Annotated in this window: 23 protein-coding genes, 1 tRNA gene and 1 pseudogene; 16 read left to right on the top strand and 9 right to left on the bottom strand. The window is 60.5% G+C overall.

What is annotated here, in order from left to right:
- Positions 1-102: 102 nt before the first annotated feature.
- A pseudogene (locus AB3L03_RS34125) lies at positions 103-2789 on the top strand (PAS domain S-box protein).
- 100 nt (positions 2790-2889) lie between these two features.
- Here AB3L03_RS34125 and AB3L03_RS34130 read toward each other — a convergent pair.
- Positions 2890-3240 carry a GrlR family regulatory protein gene (locus tag AB3L03_RS34130; RefSeq protein WP_085395594.1) on the bottom strand — a complete coding sequence of 117 codons (351 nt, stop codon included), beginning with the start codon at positions 3238-3240 and terminating at the stop codon, positions 2890-2892.
- A gap of 257 nt (positions 3241-3497) precedes the next feature.
- On the opposite strand from AB3L03_RS34130, the gene AB3L03_RS34135 reads away from it, so the two are divergent.
- A complete protein-coding gene (locus AB3L03_RS34135; RefSeq protein ID WP_368507878.1) occupies positions 3498-3995 on the top strand; it encodes a hypothetical protein in 498 nt (165 codons plus the stop codon).
- A gap of 50 nt (positions 3996-4045) precedes the next feature.
- Here AB3L03_RS34135 and AB3L03_RS34140 read toward each other — a convergent pair whose 3' ends face one another.
- Positions 4046-4429, bottom strand: coding sequence for a VOC family protein (locus AB3L03_RS34140; RefSeq protein ID WP_018455287.1), 384 nt, complete (start codon positions 4427-4429; stop codon positions 4046-4048).
- Positions 4430-4609: 180 nt separating this feature from the next.
- On the opposite strand from AB3L03_RS34140, the gene AB3L03_RS34145 reads away from it, so the two are divergent.
- From AB3L03_RS34145 to AB3L03_RS34155, 3 genes are all read left to right on the top strand, one after another.
- The gene (locus AB3L03_RS34145; protein WP_368507879.1) at positions 4610-5179 is read left to right on the top strand and encodes a hypothetical protein; all 570 of its coding nucleotides are present in this window, start codon (positions 4610-4612) and stop codon (positions 5177-5179) included.
- 159 nt (positions 5180-5338) lie between these two features.
- Complete coding sequence (locus AB3L03_RS34150; protein WP_085384250.1) at positions 5339-5869, top strand: hypothetical protein; 531 nt, start codon at positions 5339-5341, stop codon at positions 5867-5869.
- A gap of 152 nt (positions 5870-6021) precedes the next feature.
- Positions 6022-6098: transfer RNA gene (locus tag AB3L03_RS34155), tRNA-Arg, on the top strand.
- 16 nt (positions 6099-6114) lie between these two features.
- Here the strand turns inward: AB3L03_RS34155 and AB3L03_RS34160 are convergent.
- The 6 genes from AB3L03_RS34160 to AB3L03_RS34185 all read right to left on the bottom strand — a co-directional run bounded on the left by AB3L03_RS34160 (position 6115) and on the right by AB3L03_RS34185 (position 10723).
- Complete coding sequence (locus tag AB3L03_RS34160; RefSeq protein ID WP_368507880.1) at positions 6115-7386, bottom strand: hypothetical protein; 1272 nt, start codon at positions 7384-7386, stop codon at positions 6115-6117.
- Between the two features lie 258 nt (positions 7387-7644).
- Positions 7645-8127, bottom strand: coding sequence for a hypothetical protein (locus tag AB3L03_RS34165; RefSeq protein ID WP_368507881.1), 483 nt, complete (start codon positions 8125-8127; stop codon positions 7645-7647).
- Positions 8128-8234: 107 nt separating this feature from the next.
- Positions 8235-8816 (bottom strand): hypothetical protein, encoded by a 582-nt coding sequence (locus AB3L03_RS34170; RefSeq protein WP_368507882.1) that lies wholly within the window; start codon positions 8814-8816, stop codon positions 8235-8237.
- 13 nt (positions 8817-8829) lie between these two features.
- A complete protein-coding gene (locus tag AB3L03_RS34175; protein ID WP_368507883.1) occupies positions 8830-9354 on the bottom strand; it encodes a hypothetical protein in 525 nt (174 codons plus the stop codon).
- Positions 9355-9548: 194 nt separating this feature from the next.
- The gene (locus AB3L03_RS34180; protein WP_368507884.1) at positions 9549-10301 is read right to left on the bottom strand and encodes an XRE family transcriptional regulator; all 753 of its coding nucleotides are present in this window, start codon (positions 10299-10301) and stop codon (positions 9549-9551) included.
- A 275-nt stretch (positions 10302-10576) separates the two neighbouring features.
- A complete protein-coding gene (locus tag AB3L03_RS34185) occupies positions 10577-10723 on the bottom strand; it encodes a hypothetical protein (RefSeq protein WP_368507885.1) in 147 nt (48 codons plus the stop codon).
- A gap of 266 nt (positions 10724-10989) precedes the next feature.
- On the opposite strand from AB3L03_RS34185, the gene AB3L03_RS34190 reads away from it, so the two are divergent.
- From AB3L03_RS34190 to AB3L03_RS34235, 10 genes are all read left to right on the top strand, one after another.
- Positions 10990-11418 carry a hypothetical protein gene (locus AB3L03_RS34190; protein ID WP_368507886.1) on the top strand — a complete coding sequence of 143 codons (429 nt, stop codon included), beginning with the start codon at positions 10990-10992 and terminating at the stop codon, positions 11416-11418.
- Between the two features lie 117 nt (positions 11419-11535).
- The gene (locus AB3L03_RS34195; protein WP_368507887.1) at positions 11536-12057 is read left to right on the top strand and encodes a hypothetical protein; all 522 of its coding nucleotides are present in this window, start codon (positions 11536-11538) and stop codon (positions 12055-12057) included.
- 78 nt (positions 12058-12135) lie between these two features.
- A complete protein-coding gene (locus AB3L03_RS34200; protein WP_368507888.1) occupies positions 12136-12423 on the top strand; it encodes a hypothetical protein in 288 nt (95 codons plus the stop codon).
- Between the two features lie 165 nt (positions 12424-12588).
- Positions 12589-12984, top strand: a complete 396-nt coding sequence (locus tag AB3L03_RS34205; RefSeq protein ID WP_368507889.1) for a hypothetical protein — start codon at positions 12589-12591, stop codon at positions 12982-12984.
- A gap of 1010 nt (positions 12985-13994) precedes the next feature.
- Positions 13995-14270, top strand: a complete 276-nt coding sequence (locus tag AB3L03_RS34210) for a hypothetical protein (RefSeq protein ID WP_368507890.1) — start codon at positions 13995-13997, stop codon at positions 14268-14270.
- A 221-nt stretch (positions 14271-14491) separates the two neighbouring features.
- Entirely contained in the window at positions 14492-14671 is a 180-nt protein-coding gene (locus tag AB3L03_RS34215; RefSeq protein ID WP_368507891.1) for a hypothetical protein, read from the top strand.
- Position 14672: 1 nt separating this feature from the next.
- On the top strand, positions 14673-14810 hold the full coding sequence (locus AB3L03_RS34220) for a hypothetical protein (RefSeq protein WP_368507892.1): 138 nt from the start codon (positions 14673-14675) through the stop codon (positions 14808-14810).
- Positions 14811-14848: 38 nt separating this feature from the next.
- Positions 14849-16651, top strand: coding sequence for a hypothetical protein (locus tag AB3L03_RS34225; protein WP_368507893.1), 1803 nt, complete (start codon positions 14849-14851; stop codon positions 16649-16651).
- Positions 16652-16687: 36 nt separating this feature from the next.
- Positions 16688-18067 (top strand): hypothetical protein, encoded by a 1380-nt coding sequence (locus AB3L03_RS34230; RefSeq protein ID WP_368507894.1) that lies wholly within the window; start codon positions 16688-16690, stop codon positions 18065-18067.
- Positions 18067-19794, top strand: coding sequence for a hypothetical protein (locus AB3L03_RS34235; RefSeq protein WP_368507895.1), 1728 nt, complete (start codon positions 18067-18069; stop codon positions 19792-19794). The genes AB3L03_RS34230 and AB3L03_RS34235 overlap by 1 nt, the downstream gene beginning before the upstream one ends.
- Here the strand turns inward: AB3L03_RS34235 and AB3L03_RS34240 are convergent.
- The gene (locus AB3L03_RS34240; RefSeq protein WP_368507896.1) at positions 19788-19970 is read right to left on the bottom strand and encodes a hypothetical protein; all 183 of its coding nucleotides are present in this window, start codon (positions 19968-19970) and stop codon (positions 19788-19790) included. The two genes, AB3L03_RS34235 and AB3L03_RS34240, sit on opposite strands and share 7 nt — an antisense overlap.
- Between AB3L03_RS34240 and AB3L03_RS34245 the strand changes: the two genes are divergently transcribed.
- Complete coding sequence (locus AB3L03_RS34245; protein ID WP_368507897.1) at positions 19969-20502, top strand: hypothetical protein; 534 nt, start codon at positions 19969-19971, stop codon at positions 20500-20502. The two genes, AB3L03_RS34240 and AB3L03_RS34245, sit on opposite strands and share 2 nt — an antisense overlap.

Raw genomic sequence — 20502 nt, forward strand, 5'->3', positions numbered from 1 at the left:
AGGGCTTCAACATTAAGGATATTCGGCGGCCAGACGCATGTTCCCCCGGGACTGCAATACGTCGTATATTGGAGCTCCAATGGCCCGGTCCACACAACACCAATGTCCGCCGAATTGACGCCGACCCCTGAGAAAAAGCGAACTTTCTCGCTCTCCATCGGCCAGCTCACGTTCGGCAGCTTCCTTCTGGTGCTGGCGGTGATCATCGTCACCTCGACCGCGAGCGTGATTGCGATCCGGCACATCGACACGACCTTCGCCGAGCTGCAGCGGCTGCAGAGCGTCGGCGACCTCGCCGAGGACATCGACCGCCGCATGAACGAGCTGCGGCTCGCCGCGCGCGACTTCGTCACCGACCCTGGCGCCGGCATCCAGTTCAAGCAGGTGGGCGAGGCGGCATCGACGCTCAGTGACATCCTGAAGAAGACCCGCATCGAGCTCGTGCCCGAGCAGCAGGATATGATCGACGGCGTCAGCGAGCGGCTTGCGACCTACCGCAGCGGCCTGGAACGGATCTCGACCTTGATCGACCGCCGCGCCCAGCTGCTTGCCGGGCTGCCGCCGCTCCGCGACCAGTTCGACGCAGCTGTCTCCGGCACTGCGGACCGAGAGCTGGCGTCCCGCCTGTCGGAAGCGCAGAGCCGGATCGCGCTTGGGTTGCTTGCGCGCAACCCGTCCGCGGCCGAGCAGGCGGCGCAGAGCATGCGGGCGATGGGCGTCACTGATCCCAAGCTCAGATCGGCGGTCAACGAGTACGCCGAGGCGATCATCGCGGTCGCGGTCCGTGAACGGCAGATCGCCGACATCGACCGCGAGGTGCTGGGAACCGAGGGTCGGCTGATCGGCCGTGTCACCGAATTGCTGCGCGAGGTCAGCGCCCGGCGCGGTCACGTGCTGTCGCGCGACTTTGCCCGCACGCTGACGGAGGCGCGCTGGCAGAGCATCGTGCTCGGTACCATCGGTGTGCTGATCGGCATTCTCGCGGCCGGCTTCGTGGTGCGGCGGACGGTCCGTCCGCTCGCCCAGATCGCGCGGTCGATCCGCGCGCTCGCAGCCGGCGAGAAGAACACCTCGATCCCGTCCGCCGACCTCGACAACGAGATCGGCGACATCGCGCGGGCGGCCGAAGTGTTCCGCCGTGCGCTGGAGGAGGCCGACACGGCACGCGAGGCGGCGGTGCGCGCACTGACCGAGCAACGCCTTGCCGAAGAGAGCTACCGGAAACTGTTCGAGGGCTCGGTCGACGGCATCTATGTCACGACGCCGGCCGGCGACCTCCTCAACGCCAATCCGGCGCTGGCGCGGATGATGGGCTATGACAGCCCCAAAGACCTCATCGACAGCATCAACGACATCGCCCACACCATCTACGTCAATCCCGAGGCTCGCGTCGAATATCAGCGGCTGATGGCACGCGACGGCATGGTGCGCGAGTTCGAATACCAGGTGCGCCAGCGCGGCGGCGACATCCTGTGGCTGTCCGACAGTGCCACCGGCGTCCGCGACGAGGCGGGCAACATCGTCCGCTATGAGGGCACGCTGCGCGACATTACCGACCAGAAGCGCGCGGAAGACGCCATTGCCGAAGGACGGCGCCTGCTCCAGCAGGTCATCGACACCGTGCCAGCGGTCATCAACGTCAAGGACCGCGACCTGCGCTACGTGCTGATGAACCGTTACATGGCCGGCATCTTCGAATCGAGCCCGGCGATGCGCTCGGCCGCACCACGGCCGACCTGATGTCGCGCTACGGCGCGGCCAAGTCCGACGAGAGCGACAAGCGCGTGCTGACGCTGCGAAAGGGCCTCGGCTTCTACGAAGAGGAGTACATTGATTCTTCCGGCCACATGCGGCAATGGCTCGTCAACAAGCTGCCGTTGCTCGATGCCGAAGGCGAGATCGAGCGGATCGTCACCGTGGCGCTCGACATCGGCGAGCGCAAGCGCGGCGAGCAGGAGATGCGGAAAGCCAAGGAATCCGCCGAGACCGCGCTGCGCAATCTGCGCGAGACCCAGGCCTCGCTGATCGAGGCGGAGAAGCTGGCGGCGCTCGGGCGCCTCGTCGCCGGCGTCGCGCACGAGGTCAACAATCCCGTCGGCATCAGCCTCACGGTCGCCTCCGCGCTGGAGCGCAAGACCGCGATGTTCACCGCCGAAGTCGAACGCGGCGAGCTGCGCCGCTCCACGCTCAACGACTTTCTCCATACCAGCCGCGACGCGTCCTCGCAGCTCGTCGCCAATCTCAATCGCGCCGCGGAGCTGATCCAGTCGTTCAAGCAGGTCGCCGCCGACCGCAACTATTCGGACCAGCGCAGCTTCGATCTCGGTGACCTCACCGAGCAGGTGGTGATGAGTCTGCGGCCCGGCCTTCGCAAGCACAATCTGACGCTCAATGTCGAGTGCCAGCCTGATCTGACCATGAACAGCTATCCCGGACCCTACGGCCAGGTGCTGACCAATCTGTTTCTCAACGCGGTGGCGCACGCCTTCCCGGACGGCCGGCCGGGGACCATCGACATCCAGGTGCGCGAGTCCGGCAAGGACAATGTCGAGATCATCTTCTCCGACAATGGCTGCGGCATGTCGCTCGACGTCCGCCGCCGTGCCTTCGATCCGTTCTTCACGACGCGGCGCGATCAGGGCGGCACCGGCCTCGGGCTGCACATCGTCTACAGCATCGTCACGAACAGGCTCGGCGGACGGCTCGATCTGGATTCCGAACCGGGCAGCGGCACACGTATCCAGATCATCCTGCCGCGCGTGGCGCCGCTCGAGCAGGCCGCGGAATAGCTCACGCGTTTTCGAGCGAAGTGGATGCCGGTCCGCGTGACGAAAATGCGTCGAAACAACAATTGAGAGCTTCAGTTCTGATTCAATCAGAACCGAAGCTCTAGTCGGCCTCTGCAAGCTTATGCAGCGTCGCGCCGAAAATCTGGCTGGCCTTTCCGACCAGCGCGGTGCCCGTCATGTCCCCGCGCGTCTCCGTGAACGTGCCGCTGAGGCCGATGCCGACCGCGGCAGGCCCGCCGAACAGCGGATTGTCGTCACCCCGCGGCGAGGTGTGACGCTGGACCAGCACCTCGCCCTTGAAGGTGTTGTCCTTCACCGTGTAGCTGCCGGTGTAATAGAGATAGGCGTCGCCGCCAAGAATCTTGCCGTCGCGAAAAAGAATCACGCCGCTGCCCTTGCCGACCCGACCATCGAGCAGGTTCACGTGAATCGAATAGAGGCCGTTCTTCATAACGTCCCGAGGCCGGCCGCCATCGCCCAATGGCGTAACCGGTGGTGCATTTATGCCAAAGGGCATGCGGCCACGCAACGCGGCAGTTTGGCCGCCGACCTTGCGAGCCTGCCCGTGAGCCGTAATTGTCCCGGCTTGTCTATGACACCGCCATGACGGTCTGATCATGAAGCGAGGCCAGTCGTTGCGAATCAAGTTGGCCCGCGAAATGCATAACCATTGTTGCACTGGCCGCGGGGTGCTGGAGCAAGACAAACGTGAGCAACTGGATCGATTCCGGCGGCGAGAAGCCGCGTCTGTACAGTGTGCGTCCCACGATTTGCGAAACACGACAACGGCGGATCGGCGGCGCAGCACGCTGGCGAACCGTGGCGAACCTAGCATGCGTCCTGGCCCTGATCGCACTCGCGGCCCCCTTCGGCCACGCGCGCGACCGCGGCCAGTTCGTCAACACCAATGCCGAATTGAAGGCCTGGTTCGACGGACTGCGAAGCGGCAAGGGGCCTTGTTGCTCCGATGCCGACGGCTCGGCGCTCTCGGACGCCGACTGGGACAGCAAGGACGGGCACTATCGGGTCCGCGTCCCGCGTTATGGCCACATGATCGACGGCCGACCGCAGGAGCTCGTCTGGGTCGACGTGCCCGAGGAGGCCGTGATCTCGGAGCCGAACCGGGTGGGGCGCACCATGGTCTGGCCGATCTACGGCTACATGGGCGTCGCCGTCCGCTGCTTCATGCCCGGCAGCATGACTTGAGCACGCCGGGCGGCAACGTCGCCCGGTGAGCCGATGCGGCGCGCGCCGTGTCAGGTATATTTCTTGTCGCGCTCGAGCAGCTCGATGGAGATGCCTTCGGGGCCGCGGATGAAGCAGATGCGCACGCCGGGGCGGATCGTGGTCGGTTCGCGCGTGAAAGTAACGCCCTTGGCCTTGAGCTCGGCGGCGACGGCGTCGATGTCCTTCACCGTGAGACCGAAATGGTCGAGGCCTTGATGCGGGTGCGGCGGCGGCGGGTTGACCGCATTGTCGCCCTCGAGGGGCGCAATGAAGATCCTTGCGCCGCCGAGATTCACGTCGATCCGTCCGGGCGCTTGCACGATCTCGCCACCGAGGATGTCCCGCAGCCAAGCCGCCGTGGCCTCCGGATCGGGGCTGCGCAGATGGACGTGATCCCAAGTGACGACTGGCATTTCGTGTTCTCCCGACGGATCTTGATGTTGCAGCGCATGTTAGCGGGCTCGGCCCGTGACCGCCACCGCTCTTGCCGACTCGGCAGCTGCGCGGGAACCTTGGTTCGCCTTCCGGATTAAGGTAAGCAGTGGCCGAATCCGTTGTCGAAACGTGCTTCCGCTGCGATCGGTGAGGCAACCATGAGCGCTGGGTTTGACCGCATCGGGTTAGGGCGTTTCGCCGGGACCGGCGAACGACTGGCGCGGGCGGTGACGATCGCGAGCGTTTCATTTGGGCGAGGCCTGCTGTGGCTGTTGGCGGCCATCATCGTCGGTTGCGGCATCTGGATGCTGCTCCCCGTCTCCAAAGGCAACAGTGCCGAACCGGTGAGGTCTGACGTGGCAGCCGTCGAGACGGCGCCTTCGCGCGATGCGGTCGCCGTGTCGCCGGCCTCCGAAGCTCAGATTCCGACAATGGCAGAACTCGGCCGGATCAGGATTTCATCTCAGACCTGGCGCCGCGGCGGCCTTGGATCGAAGGCGCTGGTGACGCTCACGCTGCGCAACGACAACGACTATGCCGTAAAGGATGTCGAGATCGTCTGCGCTTTTGCGCGGCGTGATGGCAGTCATCTCACCGACCGCACCCGCGTTCTGGCGGATCAGGTCAGCATGAAGAGCCGCAAGACTTTTGCGCGCATTCCTGTCGGCTTCGTCAACGTGAATGCCGATCAGGCGAAGTGTTCGCTTGTGGCAGCACGCCGGACCTAAGGCCGGCAGTGCCGGGTAGCGGAAAAATTACTGTCCTGGGGGTTGGCCGAAAAACTTGCCGTCGCCATTTGAACCGAACGGCTGGGCCAGGAACTAATTAAATGATCGCCTGTTAAGGCGGAGAGCCCACGCGGGGATGCGGCGGGCGGAGCGTGGCCAATGCCCATCTTTCGGTATTTCTTCTTTGTCGGTGGAGCCTTGCTCGCACTGCTGTTCGCGGCGAACTACGTTCTGCCGACTTCGCCTGTGACGCAGGCTATCGCAACCGCAAGCAACGAACAGCCGTTGATTCGGATCCGGTCCGATCGCCACCTGCCGGAGCGTGTCGTACTCGACACCAGTCAGCCGACGCTTGCCGCCCCTGCGGCGAAGATCGCCGCCGTCGCGGCTCCCCAGCCGCCCGTGGAGAGCATGTCACCCGCTTTGGCCGAGATATCAGCCAAGGCGCGGGTCCGCGAGACGTTCGCCCAATTCACGCCGGCCGCGAAGGCCGATACCGCTGCGGTCAAGAAGACCGAGGCCAAGACGCAAATTCAGCCGCAAGTTCAGGCGCAGGCCCAGCCCCCTCAGACCCCGGCGCAGCAGCCCAAGCGCAAGGTCGCCAGAACGCATCCGGTGCCGCAGCAAGGGCGGCCGATGATGGTGATGGCGCAGCAGCCGCATTTCGGCTTCTTCAACAGCACCTGGTGAGGGCGGGTCTGACCCGTCTCGAATCGAGGCCGGAAGGGCTTTTTATTGGCCGGCCTCTCTGCTAATTCGAACCCATCCGAACGTCGCCCGGCCTGCTGGCTCGCCAGCAGCTATCTGGGGCGTCTCGGTTACGGTCCAAGATCTGGGCCAGGGCGCTCGTAGCTCAGCTGGATAGAGCATCGGATTTCGATTCCGAGGGTCGGGAGTTCGAATCTCTCCGAGCGCGCCAACCAACCGACTGTGAATTAAGCGCTTTTCTCGACGGCCTGGTTTTCATTCTGAATGCCATCAGCCCCGTCATTCTGAACGCTTGTCGCTATTTTGTTCGCGAGGACGTGGGCATAACGCTTTTTGGTAGCCGATAGCATCCGCTTGGCCGAACGCTTGGCATAGCCTTCATAGCTCTGTTGCGTCTTGTGCGTGGACAGCGCCCGGCCTTGCCCGTCCGTAAGCTCTGCTTCCTCCAGCTCCGTCAACCCGCCGTGCCGGCAGGCATCCAGGGTGAAGTGGGGCGGAACGCCCTCGATCTTTTTCCGCAGTCGCGTCACGACATGGTTAAGAGAGCTGTAAATCCACGGCTTGGCTGCGCCGTCGCCTAAGTCGCGCAAGATCATGGGCAGCCCGAGCCTAGGGAGCTTCGCCAGGATTTCCTCAGCATCCGGATAGAACAGCGTCACGTTGCCCTTTTCGTCGGTCTCTTCCAGCGGGTGGGGCGCGATCGTGCCGGTCTTGTGGTGAGCTACCCGGATGATCGACGGCGCCGAAGGTGCCCGGTAGTCGGCCCATGTGATGTAGCCCGCAACCACGTTCTCCGGCCGCTGGAGCCATTCAAAGCAGATGACCGCGGTAGCGGCTGCCTCGGGATAACCCGCCTCGATCGCGCCCCAGGCGAAGGCGTAGGCCTCGTCCCGAGTGACGGCGGATTTCTTGGCTTTCGCCCGCTTCTTTACCGTCACGCCTTCCCATGGATTCGGAACGTCGGCCGGAAACTCTTCCGGGTAAAGCCGATGGACAACCCGCCACGCCTTGCGACAGAGGCCGATCAGCTTTTCGCCCGTGCGCAGCCGTTGCTGGCCAGCCGCGAGCTTCTTTCCCTTTGCGGTGATGAACTTGTCATAGAGTTTGTCTGCCGCTCGGGGGCTGATCGTCCTGACGAGACGGCCTCCGACACAATCGCCCGACTTGGTGATGACGTTGCAAATCTCGTCCATCGCCCATTCGTAATCTGAGCGCGACCGCTCCGCGACCTTCTCCAGATAAGCCTTGCTGATCTTGTATTCGCGAAACAGCCAATCAACCGTTCCGTATTTCGGAGCCATGACGCCGCTTACTGGCAGGCCCTTGCGTGCCTGATCCCATTCGTCAAATTGCTCATTGAGCGTCTTGGCCCGCGCCAGCATCCGCGCGTAATCAGTCCCCAGAGCCTCATTCGAGAGGGGGCACCTCAGTGCGCGATATTTCGTCGGTACGTTGTAGTAATAGGCCGTCGCGCCTTTCGCCAGCAGCTTGGGGATCACGTGTCGGGGCAGTTCCACCCTCACAAATCCTCTGCGAGGTCGCCTTGCGCGAGGATTGGAGCTATTGCCCTGTCCAGATCGTCCCTCAGCCATAACCGTCTACGCCCTTCCGCTACTCGCGGCTGAGGATACTCTTTGCCGACCCGCTTTAGGAAGTCCTCCGCCGTGCGCTCGCCGCAATAGCCGGCCGCCAGCTCGGCTGCCATGCGCCTGGGCCAAGATCCTGCGGGAATTGCTGACGGCTTGCTCAAGCTTCTGTCACTCGCCCCCGGGCGAAATTGGAATAGCTGACGTTAGCCGAACCTCGACGCCGGCAGCCGGGCGCTTGTCTAAGGCGGGATCAAGTGCCACATCCATCAGGTATTCGCAAACCTCGGGGAAAAGCCTTCCGCCACCCAGAAACTCGAGAAGTCGGTAATGATACCGATCTTGCCGAGCACTGGCCTTCTGCTTAATCGCTTCGCTTGCCCCTTCCTCGACAGTGCCGTTGGTGTCATGGGCCAGCATCACCATGAAGGCGGCTCCCTCGATTGAGAGCGGAGTGAAGTGCGAGGCTCGCTCTGCGATCTTATCCAGCTCTTCGTTAAGGAGCTTTCGGTCGATCTCGTCATTTCGAGCGTCAGCCTCATTGTACGCCTGATTGGTGAGCCTGAATTGCTCGGCCAGCCGCACCAAAGCGCATTCGCTCGGCTGCGCTTGTGGGGCGATCGACGCCCGCTCGGCAGAAGGTAGATGCAGCATGCTTTCCGCTCCGATTACGCCTCCGCAGGCGATGCTGACCAAATGATGATGCCTGAAGGGAAGACGCGGAGAGGGCGGCGAAGGCCGCCAACTCCCGACTATGCACATCACGACCGCGCAGCGGCGGGCATGGCATCGAGGGAGGCGACAAGGTTCTGAAGCGCGGTCAAATGCCACCAGTCCTTATCCGTGCAAAATTCCTCATCCAGCATGTACTGGATCAGCGCAGCAGCAGCGGCCGGCGTTGTCGGCGCTGTATTCGCAAGGCGTTTTGCATACCGCCGTTCTGCGGCAACGCGTCGGTCAACTTCCTTGCTCAACCTTAAAAGCTTGGCGCGCCTATCCCAGGTGACACCGGCCGCAAGCTGCGCGTCATAACGAGCCTTGGCATCAAGATATTCCCGCTCGATTGTGGCGCGATTGATCTCGCCAGCTTCCAGCAATTGCTCGCGGCGAGCTTCGATTTCGCCCGCACCAATCGTGTAGCCCCGCCACTGAATCAGGCCGATTGGACGCGGGCCGTGCTTTTTCGTGGCCTCGAACTCGGCTTCTTGCAATTGATCGTAAAGCGCCTGCCAAGCCATTGCGAGCCTCTGGTGCTCAGCAATCATAGCAAGCACAGGATCGGCGATAGCGTCCTGACGTTTGGAGCGGTGCTGGCCGACTGCAGATTGCGGGAGCTGCAACATCTTTCGATCTCCATCAGTTCGCGGTGAGCGTGACGAGCGCGACGGCGACGTTGCGCATGAGGTGCTTAAGCTCGGCATCGTCTGGCGTGAAGAATACTCCGCGGGCCTCGTCCCGGCCGGCGTAGACGAGCAGGTCAATTGCGTCTTGCTGGCACGTCGGGCGGAAGTTGATGATAGCGAGTTCGGCTTTGGTCCAAGCCTTATGCGCCCGCTTCAAATTGCGCTTTGCTTCGCGAAGCGCCTTCGGGATCGCACGCCGGCACGCACGCTCTTGACGATCCCAGTCCGTGAGGCGAGCCGTGAAACACTGCTCCACTTCTGCCCGCACGTCGTCGCTGGTCGCGGCCTCAAGGTGCCGGGCGCGATCCTTCTCGATGCTATCGCGCGACGTGTAGAACCAGTCATAGGCCTCGATAACCACGTCGTCGTGGCCGTCGCGCATGATACGGCTGGCGCCGTTCCTACCACCATAGACCTTCGGCTCGCCGGGCTTGGTTCGATTGTAGGCGAGCGAAAGACGGTCCTCGATGGCCCCCACTTTTCGACCTCTGCAACTGCCGCATTCAGGTTGGCAATTAGGATGCTTAGGTCGCTTTGTGCGGTAGGGCAGGCGAAGTTGATGACGGGCGGTGAAATCTGAGACTGCTTTGCAATGACCGGCATGGAGGGCCTCCCGCTGTTGACGGGATCATGTAAAGCAGCTCTTTAGATGTTTGTCAAGCATTGCTTTAGTCAATTTAGAAAATAAAGCGAGCTCAAGCGACCAACGATCCCGTGGCAAATTGGCCAATCCGAACGGGCCACCGTAACGCTTTCTGGTGGATTGAACCTCCGTACGGTGAAGGTTCGCTCATCTTGGAGAGCTAGCCTTCGCAACAACGCCTGTGCGTCGCCTGAACTCGGGGGTCTCTTCAGGAGCAGCACATCGGCGTCGGACGACATGGACGCGAGAGGATGCACCAGTACGAGATCGCGTTCCCTGTAAGCCGGCTCCATGTCGTTCCCACTTATCAGTACGCCGTATGAGCCAGAAACGCGTTCCAACAAAGGGGGGCGACGCACGAATTGTATGGGGCTAGCTTCAATCGTCATTGAGCCTTCGGTGTCAGAAGCCGCGATGTAGATGGGGAAATCTGCTGCTCCGCCCAGGGGTCCCTTCGTTAATTTTTCGGCTAAAAAGACCCTCTGATATTCCGGGGTTTGCGCGAGGCGGCGGCCTTGCTCCGCCCATTGCTGGTCGAGTTCGGTGTGAACGGATTTGATCAGATCGGGATCGCCCCCCATCAAATAATCGACGGAGGTGCCCAAAAGGCGAGCCAGGGCGTCCAATTTGCCAATATCGGGTCGGGACTCATCGCGCTCCCAGCCCGAGACTGCTTGGGGCGTAACTCTGAGTTCTTCGGCGACTTGCGCTTGCGTCAGCTTGCCGTCGCTGCGGCGACGCGCAGCAGCGATCCTTTTTCCGAGGGTAAGTCTCTGTTCCATGCCGCCAATATAAAGCTACACTTTACAATTCATACCAAGCAGTGCTTTACAAGAGGGTAAAGGGATGCTTTATAGGGGCATGGCTCGTAAAACAGATCCAGGACTGCAAGCAGTGTTGAGGGCCGCCCGGAAAGGTGACGCCCTGGCAGCCATCCTGCGCATAACAGCGCAGGCCGTTTCCCAGTGGAAGCAGGTTCCCCACAAGCGTGTCTTGACGATCGAGCAGACCGTTGGAGTGCCCCGTCATATTCAACGTCCCGATCTTTATCCACCGCCTAGTGAACTGTGTATTTCATCGAGCGATAGTACAGCTCCCCGTGATGCTCCACCATCACAGCATCCCACTTCCGAAATAACTCAATCGCGCGCACACGCTCGAGAGTCAGTTCGGAGGCGTGCACAGTGAATTTCAGCGGCGTCATATCTCGCTCCATTTCTAGCCCTCCGGGGCGGACAGGCTCGCAACGGATTGAGCCTGTCCGCCACATTCAACCGAGCAACGGGGGCGGTGCTCGGTTGGCTCACAATCCCGATAGAACGTCGGGGCAGGGCGCACCTCGCCCGAGTTCGCAACGAAATTCTCCTTTGGACAGCACAGCCCGCCGTGGTCGCCAAACTTTGCCGGGTCGCTCGTCCTCGAATGCGGCGCTGTTAAACGCGCGCTCTCTTGAAAAGCAGGAGAGCACAAATGACGTCGGAATTTTCCCATAAGGTATCGGAGATGCAGGCTACTTCTCTCGACGAGGCTGCCGACCTTCTTCGAAAGTTGGCCGGCGAGCGCCAAGCTGGCGAGTCGCTGAAGGCGGTACTTCGCAGAGTACGCCGCAAGCTCGGCAACTGGTCTGAAAATCGTATCCGAGATGTTTGGCACCGCGATCCCAGGATCAAAGTCCGGGCGGACGAGGTCAATGAGCTGCGAGCGCTCGCAGAACCCAAGAGCAGATCAGAGAGCGTCCATGACTTGGAAGAGCTTCGAGCTACTGTCGCCCGTCTTGCAAAGTATGAAGCGCTTCTGCAGCGCCTCGACGAAGACCTTTATGGCCCGGACATTTCTGCGGCGAGCGATCAGCTTGGCCAAGCGCGCAGCCTTTTGGGAAAAAGCGGCTCTGGACTATGATCCCGACCTGGAAGAACGTTTAAAAGATCGGCGCGGCTAGATCGACGGATTGAAGAGCTGGTACCGCACCAGCCCGCCGCGTCGTCCACATGCGGATTGCACCGGCGGAGGTGCTCAGTGCCGACGAGATCACGTCCTCAATTTATCGATGATTACATTTTCAAGGTCGAAATGGGCACATGGTATTTTGCGCCGGGTGAGCTTGAGACCGATCGGCATCTCGTCGACTTATTTCGAGCTTTCAAATACGACATCAAGAATCCCCAACATTGGCGCTGGCTCCTCCAAGAACTATCTGGCCCACACCGCCATTCTGGGAGAGGCAGACCGCCCAAATGGACAAAAGCGGCCCATGGTAAGCTGCTCGCGGACCTGTATTGGTTGGGACACGAGCTCCGTACCGACCCCAATGGGTTGCCTCACTTGTCTCGGAAGCCCGTTGTCGATGGGAGCTATGAACTAGCCGCTCTCCTCAAGAAGACGCACGCTCGCGACCCACTCTATAAGAACACTTCTGTTGATGAGATCTATAAACACCTGCTCAAGGCGCAAAAGACCTCGGACCACGAGAAGGATCCAAATGGAAGAGCGAAGGGGCGGCTCGGGATCAAGCGGAAGAAACGCGTTGCGAAAAAATAGCATTTAAAGGAATAGATGCCGGAGCAATTTCGGTATCTACAGGTAGCCGTCCATTCCTATCCAAAAAGGGCGGTTGCCATGAACGAACACACCCCAAGTAGCCTATTCACCCGTGAGCAGCTTCGGCTCCGCCTCAACGAACGCGGCTTTCCGCTCACCCGAAGCTATTGGTCGAAACTCAATCTGCCATCGGTGAATGCTGGCCCGCCAGTCGCTAAGTGGTTTGGCCGTCGCCCGCTGTACAAGCTGGAGGACGCTCTGGCCTGGGCTGAATCCCGTTGCGGCAGTACCCGCGGCAAACTCGCTACTCAACTGCCAAAAGTGGGTCGTCCCGAGATCGGTCGCGCTGCGGAAGCCGCCGCATAAGCAGAAAGACCCGCGCGAGCGTTGCTCTCACGGGCCTGATTAGATTGTGCCGAAAGCCTGAACAACTTCACGCATAATCCAATTCTCCCGAAAAAGCAACGTTCGCGCGATCTTCACTGCTGAAAAATCAGCGGTGCAATCCCCATTGCAATTTCGAGAGAACGAATGAACAGACCCGTCACTCCCAAACAGCTGAATCTTGACGCGGAAATGACGCGCGAGGAGATGCTGATCCAATCACTCGCAGCGCCTATCCACCTGGAAAGTCCAAAGTTCAAAGAGGATCTAGCCAAGATCGACCGGATCGCGGCGGAAAATTCGGAACGCGAGGCCACTTACGACGCCTTCGATTGGTCGAATGATCCTTCCGTTGTCCTCCAAGGCCAGCGCGCAACCGCGATTTATCGGAACAAGTGGGGCCATCTCGTTGTCAGACAGGAAAAGACCTGGGACGAAGAGTCGGATCCCTTCTTCGTCATCTCCCGCGAAAACTGCGACTCCTTCCTGGACCACGTCTGTGATGCGCTCGGTATTCCCTCGCTCGGAGGGCAGGAGCGATGAGCTTCACAGTGAGCCGCGCCACAATGGCGCGCGTGCCCAAGGACGTCCTCCGAAGGGATATCGCACGACGCTATAAAGCGCACAGGAGAGCCACAAAGCAGACGGGCAAAAATCGCAGCCCGATCGCCAACCTGCGGCTGGTTGAACTGGAACGAATTTTCCGAGATCGCTTCGGGAAGTTTATCCCATCAATGAGGCCGGTAATGCAGCGCTTCAAGTCCTGGCGGATGGCTTCGTGCTTGCGGGCGGCAACGGCGCTTCCCGCTTTGCCGGGTTCGTCAGGGCGAGGGCACCGTGGGCGTCCAGTTCTGTCGATGACATCCTTAACGCGTCGGCGACCTGCAGCCGCTGGCAGTCTGCGGATCAGATCGCTTGGCGCATTCAGCTGTCAGCCGCTGATCGCAACCGTCTGAGAGTCCGGACCATTGGCGCCGTTGGCATCACGGCCCGGCAGCGGAAGAGCGCAGCCAGAGCTAGGAAGATAAAGCTGCAGGCAGCAAAGCGGGAGGCATCCGGTGCTACTCCTAGGGCGCAGTCGCTTGTCAAAACTGAGCCCTGGACGGAAGCCGGCATCAGCCGCTCTACTTGGTACAGGCGACTTGAAAAAAGCAGTGAGACGATTTCGGTCCCCATTTCTATAGTAGATATAACTAAGACCGAAATCGTCTCACCGGAGAGGTTGCAGCCCGCCGGTGAGCCCCAGGCGCGAGCGCGTGCCTTGAAATCTGGGACTAGGTTCCTCGGCACTTATCTCCCGCCTGCCGTGCTGAAGCATTCCGCCGCTTCGCGTCGGCCGTCGCCTTTGGCGCCGGCATTGGTTTCCTTCATTGATCCGCAGTCAGCCGAATTTGGCGCGAAGCTACAGGGAGCGCGGTAGTGGCGCATCTCGTGAGTGCTGATGGCGAGGCTTACGCTGGGCGACCTGGCTCGGGGCCGCACCGCTGGCACATCCTAGAACCCTTCATACCCGAAGAGGCGACGGCACTCGACCAGGCGGAGATGATTGAACCATGACAATGGAGGCGAAATTGGTCGATTCGGACGAAATTCAGGATGCGGACACCGGTGAGGTTGCCGGTATGGATGCTGTCGCGATCCTAGAGATGGTCTTGTCGAGCCAACAGCGACTAATCGAGTTGGAGAGAGTCGATGCGGCGCGGACGGCGCTAGCCCTTGCTGCAAGCGATTTGGAGTCTATCAAGGCGAATGAAACCTATGAGCGGGCCTATTTTAAAGCTGCGAAACGACTTCGCGAGCGAAAGGACGCTTTTTTACTGAAACGTTAAATGACAACGTTCGGTATTACGCCTATATTGCAAACATATTGGTTCTCCCTGTCCATATCAGGGGCCGCGCGTGCAGCCGGACCGCCCAGCACCATTTCCCAATGGGCTGAACTCAGGCGAGTGAGACGCAAATCTCAACATAGCTGTAGGCGCCCGCCGATGAAGCGCAGTTAGTCCCGCTTCGATCGACCCGCGTCCGCGCTCTCGCCCGGTGGACGACCATGAAATCCGATCGGCCAGCCTATGACGCGCTGGTGCAAGTTAAGACCCCCAAGTCCTTCGCTAACGCGCTGGATCGGGCGGCAAACTTCCGCCTGATGTCCCGCAGTGATTTTGTACGCACGACATTGGCTGACCGCCTCCGCGCCGACGGGATCGAAGTCGAGCGGGGGGCGGCCTGAGATGATCGCCAATCTCGCGCGTGCGCTTGCGCTTGGCTCCGTGCTCGCCATCGGCGCTGTTGCCCTTCTTGAAAAACAAGCGCCTTGGGCCGGCTTCGAGGCAATTTCGTTTTCGCCCGCATTCGAGGGTGGGCGCTGAAAATGCGCATAGTCCCACTCAGATTTCCGGTTGGTGTTTTGCTGGTCCTCTCCCTGTTTGCGCCTGCCGAGGCTCAAAAGACCAAGGCGCAGCTTAACGCAGAAGTCAGCACGACATTTCCGGACAATTCAACGGGGCAGATCACCCCGTTGGGCGTGCAAGCATTTCAGCACGACGTAATCAATTCGATCATGCCGACCGCGCCTGTAGTGAATGGCAACTTTTCGTGTTTCAACGGCACGACAGGATTGCTTCAGGACTGCGGGACGTCTCCCACGGGGATTTCGATTGCTAATAGCAATCTCGTCGCAGGCTCAGCGAATACCGTGAAGGGTTCTCTGAACGGTTCAACGACGTCTGATATCGCTATCGTCTCCTGCTCACTCCTCTACCAGTTCACACAGTGGGTATCAGGCACTGGTTGGCAATGCGGAGTCATCCCCGTCCTGCCCTCTCGGGCTATCGCAGCCACCCTGAACCTGTCGGCATTCTCTGCCATCACAACGCAGGGCTATGCGACGCCAGGAGATGGCGGCGGTGCCACATTTATCAAGATCGCCGGACCTCAGGCATTTATCGACTCCTACGTCACGAATTTCACGTTCACCGCCGGCTCTGGCTACACAGACGGGACCTATCTCGGCGTTCCGTTCAACGTCGGCTGCAATGGCGCTGTTACCGTATCCAGCGGTGTGGTCACTGCAGTTTCATTTGCCGTGCCGTGCCCGAAGGAAACGGTTGGCCTAGTTTTCACGCCTAACAATTCTTTTGTTGGTGGGAGTGGTTCAGGTTTTTCAGTCACCGTCACCGGCATTTCCACAGCCAAAGCAAGTTTCGCGGATGCAGTTGGCAACCTGTTTCAATTCGTCACGGATCAGGCGGGGCAGGCCAACATCCTTCAATTCGGGGCCAAAGCAGACTGGAACGGCAGCGACGCCTCGGCGACGAACAATTCTCCAGCCATTTGGTCGGCGGCGGCATGGGCCTCCTATCCGGTTGCTACGGCGTCGGCGCAGGTGTTCGGCAACAAGATCATCTTCCCGCGCGGCGCCTATATGACCTGCGGCGGATGGAACGGGACCATCTATGATATTCCGATCCCGGCCGGTGTCGTATTTGACGGGCTTCAAATTGGAATTGCCACACTGCGGGAATGCGCGGCAGACGGAAGCGGAAATCATTATATCGAACTCTGCGACAGCAATTCAGCGGTAGGTCAAAGCAATTGCGTGATCCAGAACATCACCATCGATGGATCGGCGCTGACCACCAGCACGAACGGGACGGCGATGATCTACTCGAACTCTGGGCAGCAATTCACATTGGCTCAGGGAGTTTTTATCAACGCTGGCTTGCGAGGTTGCGTCAAATACGAGATCGGCAAAGGCGGAGCAGCCAACGATATTTGGATCGGACTGCAATGCACTCAAAACGGGGGCGCAATCAACACCGGATTTTCGCTCAACGCCGGCAGCACGCAACACATCATCCGTGACACCGTTTTTGCGTGTGGTGGCACCGGCATTAATTGCCCTATCGCGATCACCCACTCCAATGGGCGGCTCATCGCTGAGAATCTTGACATCGAGGGGTTTGCTTTCGCTCTGTCTCAAAATGTCGGGACATCTGGGAACCTATCGATATTCAAGAATGTCCAACAGAACAGTACGAGCTGCACGGCGGTGATTCAGATCACGGCAGGCAATACCGCCGGCAATATCCTCTTTGAGAACGTTGCCACATCCTGCCCATTGACGATCCAAAACAATCAATCCGGGGGTTCTAACTTCACCGGCAACATTCTCAAACCAATCACTTGCGTCAGCGGTGCATGCTCTTGATCGTGTGAGTTCGGGCAAGCTGTAAGGAAAGTACGAATGGCCGAAGTCGATACATCCTTCTACAAGGACGCTGTTTCTGACAGCCCGCTTAAGGTCGCCGGAGAAGTTGCCGACTATCGCAACAAGCTCCTGTCCAACGTCCAGAATCAACAAGCGGTTCAGATCAACGGAGTCCGGCTCGCAACTGAACGTTTCGGCATGATCAACAACGCGGCTGCCGGCTTGCTGTCTGATCCAGATCTCGGCACGAAGGACGTAACTGGGAAGGTATGGGAGACACTTGGCCGTCTGACGAAGGGCGACGTGATGTCCGCGCAGCACGCTGTTCAATTCATGCAGGGCTTCCCGGCGGATCCGAGGCTTCAGCCTCAGTATTTGAAGAACGTCCACGCCCAGACGCTCAGTGCTGAGCAGCGCGGGCGCGCGTACATGGGCGAGGTTCAGGGCGTGCCGACCGGCGGCGGCACCAAGCTAGTCCAGCAGCCTGCCTACGGCGGCTCCCCTCCGCGTGATCTTGGTTATATTCCAAACACGCTCCAGCCGAGCGAGCGCGTCCCTCAGTCCGACCCGAACCAGCCGAACTATGGTGGCAAGAGCTTCGTAGGCGGCACGGGTAATCCGCATATCGAGGGCCCCGCCAATCCCATGGGCGACTATTCCACTACGCGTCCGCTGCGGGAGGGCAACGGCGTCCACGCGGCACCGATGAAGTCACAAAGCTCGCCGCCAGGTGGGTCTGGTCCTCCTACCGCACGGCCGATAGTCTCTGATTTGCCGCCGGGCGATGTTGAAGCAAAGCGAAAGGCTGGCGAGGGCTCCGGTGATGAGCTGGTGAATGCGCGCCATCGCAGCATCAACTTCCAGCAGGAGGTCTTCCCGCTTGAACAGGCCATTCCCGCCCTGGAAAAGCTCGGCACGAAGGGCTCCGGCCCAGGCACCGAGAGCATCAATCACCTGAAGTCGTTTGTCCTCTCGAATATCCCAGGCGCGGACTTCAAGGGGCTGAAGGACGACGTCGCGACGTACGACAAGGCAAAGAAGTACCTCACCGACTTCGTCAATCAGAACGGCAACAGCGGCACCAATGACAAATTGGCAGCCGCGTTCGCCGGCAATCCGTCCGTCAACATCAGCAACGCTGCCGCGGTGGACGTCGCCAAATCAGCACTAGCCTTGCGTCGCATGAAGCAGGCCCAGCTCGCGGCCTTCGAGCAATCGGGGCTGCCCGAGAGCGAGTTCGGCAAATTTGCCTCGAAGTGGAACGTCACCGCTGATCCTCGCGCCTACGGCTTCGACATGATGAGTGCAGCTCAGCGGAAATCTATTCTGGATGGGCTGCCCAAGGGCAAGCGCGAACTCTTCATGCTCAATGTGCAGGACGCGGCCGAGCAGGGCCTGATTAAGGCGCCACGCTGATGCCGATGGACGAAAAAGCATTTCACGGCATTTGGGGTACGGAAGGCGCGAAAGCACCGGCGGATGAAACCGGCACGCGCGTTCTGGACCCCAAGGCCTTTGAGAGCCAGTGGCTAGTCGAGCCCAAGAAGTCCGCCGGTGACGAGCCGGTAGACATCGGCCAGGGTCGCGCAGAGGGCGTACAGTTCTTGCGTGGCGTTCCGGTAGCCGGAGCCTATGCCGACAAAGCCGCTGCGGCCCTAAATGCCGCAGCTTCCCCGTTTATCTCGACACCGGGCATGTCCAACGCGCCGACGTTCTCCGAGCGAATGACGGAGAACGAACGGCGGATCAAGATCGGCGCCGATAAGTATGCTGAGGACCATCCTGTTGCTGCCGGAGTTGAACAGTTTGCAGGCGGTACGGCGGCAATGGCGCCCCTCGCCGCCACCGCAGCAGGTGCGCGTGCTCTAGGGCTTACCGGACAGCTGTGGCAGCGTGCTGTTACAGGCGGTGCTACCGGCGCCGGTCTTAGCGGCGCAGATGCTCTGGCAAGAAGCGGCGGAGATATCAAAGAAGCCGGCAAAGGCGCGTCAATTGGCGCCGGAGTCGGCGTCTTGTCACCCTTCGTCGCGCGAGTAATCGGCGCCGGGGTGAACAAGGTAATGGCGCCGGCAGCCGACCGCGCCACAAACTATCTGCTCCAGCGCGCAGAAGATCTTGGCATTCCGATCCGGCCCTCGCAGTCGAGCACATCGCCGTTCATCAACAAGATGGACCAGATGGTGCCCAAGATTCCAGGCTCGGGGATGGGCGCGGCAATCGATGAGCAACGCACGGGATTCAACCGGGCGGTGGCGCGGACCTTCGGTGGCGACGCTACTCGCATCACCCCAGACGTGATGGCAGCGGCCAAGAAGCGCTTGGGTCAGGAGTTCGATGCGGTCGAGAAAGGCACGGTTGTTCGGTTTGACCGGCCATTGGCAGGCAAGCTCAGTGGCATCCTTAGCGATGCAAGCAGCGTCCTTGAGCCGGACCAGATCGCACCGATCGCGAAGCGCGTGACGGAAATCTCCAATCTCGTGAAGAACGGCGAGTTTGACGGCCGCTCGTTCAACAACATGCTCAAGAAGGATGCCCCTCTCAGCCGGCTTCAGAAGAGCACAGATCCGAACGTAAAGTTCTATGCGGGGCAGATCAGGACGGCGCTCCAGGACGCCTTGGAGCGGTCGGCACCAGCCGACCTGGCGCAGCGGTACAATCTTGCACGCTACCAGTATCGCAACATGAAGACCATCGAGCCTCTGGCGGAGAAGGCTGCCACAGGTGACATCTCCCCGACGCTGCTGTTGAACGAGGTACGAAAGGCGAATCCGAATTTCGCCTATGGCAGCGGCGGGGACATCGCAGATATCGCCCAGATCGGGCAGCGCTTCATGAAGCAGCCGCCAGACTCGGGCACTCCACTCGGGACCAAGGTGCTTGATACCTTCGTGCACGGAGCACCCGCCTTGGCGGGCGCGGCATTGGGTGGGGGCGCCGCATACGGTGGCGGCTTCGATCCTATGACGGACGTCGGTCTTGGACTTGGTGGCTTGATGGCAACCGCCGCGATGGCGCGCGGCGCCGGCCGCGTGATGCTTCGCCCGCAAATGATTGAGAACGCACTGACGCGGTCCCAGGTGGCTGCACCGGCAGCCGCAAACCGACTGATGCAAATCAATCGGCCGGAGGAGCAGCGTCAATAATGAGGCTGTTTGTAGCCGAGCTTTTCGGCCGAATATCCGAGTACGGCCGTGAGGAAGGCCCCGGCAGCGAAGCCATAACCAAAGTCCGCGCTGATGCCGGTGATTAGAAGTTTGACCAGCCACATGCAGCCGATGAACAGCACAATGCAAATCGAGTAGAAAATCAGGGCTCTCATGACGGTCACCCGTTCGAACATGCAAGCGGAAGACACAGGTTTAAGCGAATTGCTGGCCTTTGTGAAGGATATCCGGGCAGCCGGTGCGGCGGCGCCCGCGCTTCACTACTGGATGCCCGAGCGCTCCGGGGACGCTGATACGGACTACCAGCGCGGCAAATGGCACTTCAGAGAAGCCGTAGCAACGTCGCGCCGGCCGGGTGCGGGAATGTTTCTCGCCTATGTCCTCATGGCCATGTACGGCCGCCTCGGCCGCATGGAGCATGGTTTTCTTGACGCCCTCACTGAGGTCGCTCAGGTCGGCGCGATCCCTCAGCCGCTTACCGACGAGGAGATGTGCGAGGAAGCGGGGTTTTTGGAGCAAGAACGTCTGCACGAAAGCCAGATGGCGGGAGCACTTGCATCCCGGCGCTGGTTTCCGGATCTCGCGAGCGTGCACCTTTACGCGATGCTCAGCGGCGTCGGTGGCGAACACATCGGCGCGGCTATTACCATGATTGCGCGAACAGCGCTCAACGGAACGAGGCACTAA

The sequence above is a fragment of the Bradyrhizobium lupini genome (genome assembly GCF_040939785.1).
Taxonomy (GTDB): Bacteria; Pseudomonadota; Alphaproteobacteria; order Rhizobiales; family Xanthobacteraceae; genus Bradyrhizobium; species Bradyrhizobium canariense_D.

Excerpts from the sequence above, each read along its gene's own strand:
- AB3L03_RS34185 (WP_368507885.1), bottom strand. The coding sequence starts at position 10,723 with ATGACGCCGCTGAAATTCACTGTGCACGCCTCCGAACTGACTCTCGAG.
- AB3L03_RS34215 (WP_368507891.1), top strand. The coding sequence starts at position 14,492 with ATGAAATCCGATCGGCCAGCCTATGACGCGCTGGTGCAAGTTAAGACC.
- AB3L03_RS34165 (WP_368507881.1), bottom strand. The coding sequence starts at position 8,127 with ATGCTGCATCTACCTTCTGCCGAGCGGGCGTCGATCGCCCCACAAGCG.
- AB3L03_RS34230 (WP_368507894.1), top strand. The coding sequence starts at position 16,688 with ATGGCCGAAGTCGATACATCCTTCTACAAGGACGCTGTTTCTGACAGC.
- AB3L03_RS34140 (WP_018455287.1), bottom strand. The coding sequence starts at position 4,429 with ATGCCAGTCGTCACTTGGGATCACGTCCATCTGCGCAGCCCCGATCCG.
- AB3L03_RS34220 (WP_368507892.1), top strand. The coding sequence starts at position 14,673 with ATGATCGCCAATCTCGCGCGTGCGCTTGCGCTTGGCTCCGTGCTCGCC.
- AB3L03_RS34240 (WP_368507896.1), bottom strand. The coding sequence starts at position 19,970 with ATGAGAGCCCTGATTTTCTACTCGATTTGCATTGTGCTGTTCATCGGC.
- AB3L03_RS34200 (WP_368507888.1), top strand. The coding sequence starts at position 12,136 with ATGAACGAACACACCCCAAGTAGCCTATTCACCCGTGAGCAGCTTCGG.
- AB3L03_RS34150 (WP_085384250.1), top strand. The coding sequence starts at position 5,339 with ATGCCCATCTTTCGGTATTTCTTCTTTGTCGGTGGAGCCTTGCTCGCA.
- AB3L03_RS34130 (WP_085395594.1), bottom strand. The coding sequence starts at position 3,240 with ATGAAGAACGGCCTCTATTCGATTCACGTGAACCTGCTCGATGGTCGG.
- AB3L03_RS34145 (WP_368507879.1), top strand. The coding sequence starts at position 4,610 with ATGAGCGCTGGGTTTGACCGCATCGGGTTAGGGCGTTTCGCCGGGACC.
- AB3L03_RS34245 (WP_368507897.1), top strand. The coding sequence starts at position 19,969 with ATGACGGTCACCCGTTCGAACATGCAAGCGGAAGACACAGGTTTAAGC.
- AB3L03_RS34170 (WP_368507882.1), bottom strand. The coding sequence starts at position 8,816 with ATGTTGCAGCTCCCGCAATCTGCAGTCGGCCAGCACCGCTCCAAACGT.
- AB3L03_RS34235 (WP_368507895.1), top strand. The coding sequence starts at position 18,067 with ATGCCGATGGACGAAAAAGCATTTCACGGCATTTGGGGTACGGAAGGC.
- AB3L03_RS34205 (WP_368507889.1), top strand. The coding sequence starts at position 12,589 with ATGAACAGACCCGTCACTCCCAAACAGCTGAATCTTGACGCGGAAATG.
- AB3L03_RS34210 (WP_368507890.1), top strand. The coding sequence starts at position 13,995 with ATGACAATGGAGGCGAAATTGGTCGATTCGGACGAAATTCAGGATGCG.
- AB3L03_RS34180 (WP_368507884.1), bottom strand. The coding sequence starts at position 10,301 with ATGGAACAGAGACTTACCCTCGGAAAAAGGATCGCTGCTGCGCGTCGC.
- AB3L03_RS34190 (WP_368507886.1), top strand. The coding sequence starts at position 10,990 with ATGACGTCGGAATTTTCCCATAAGGTATCGGAGATGCAGGCTACTTCT.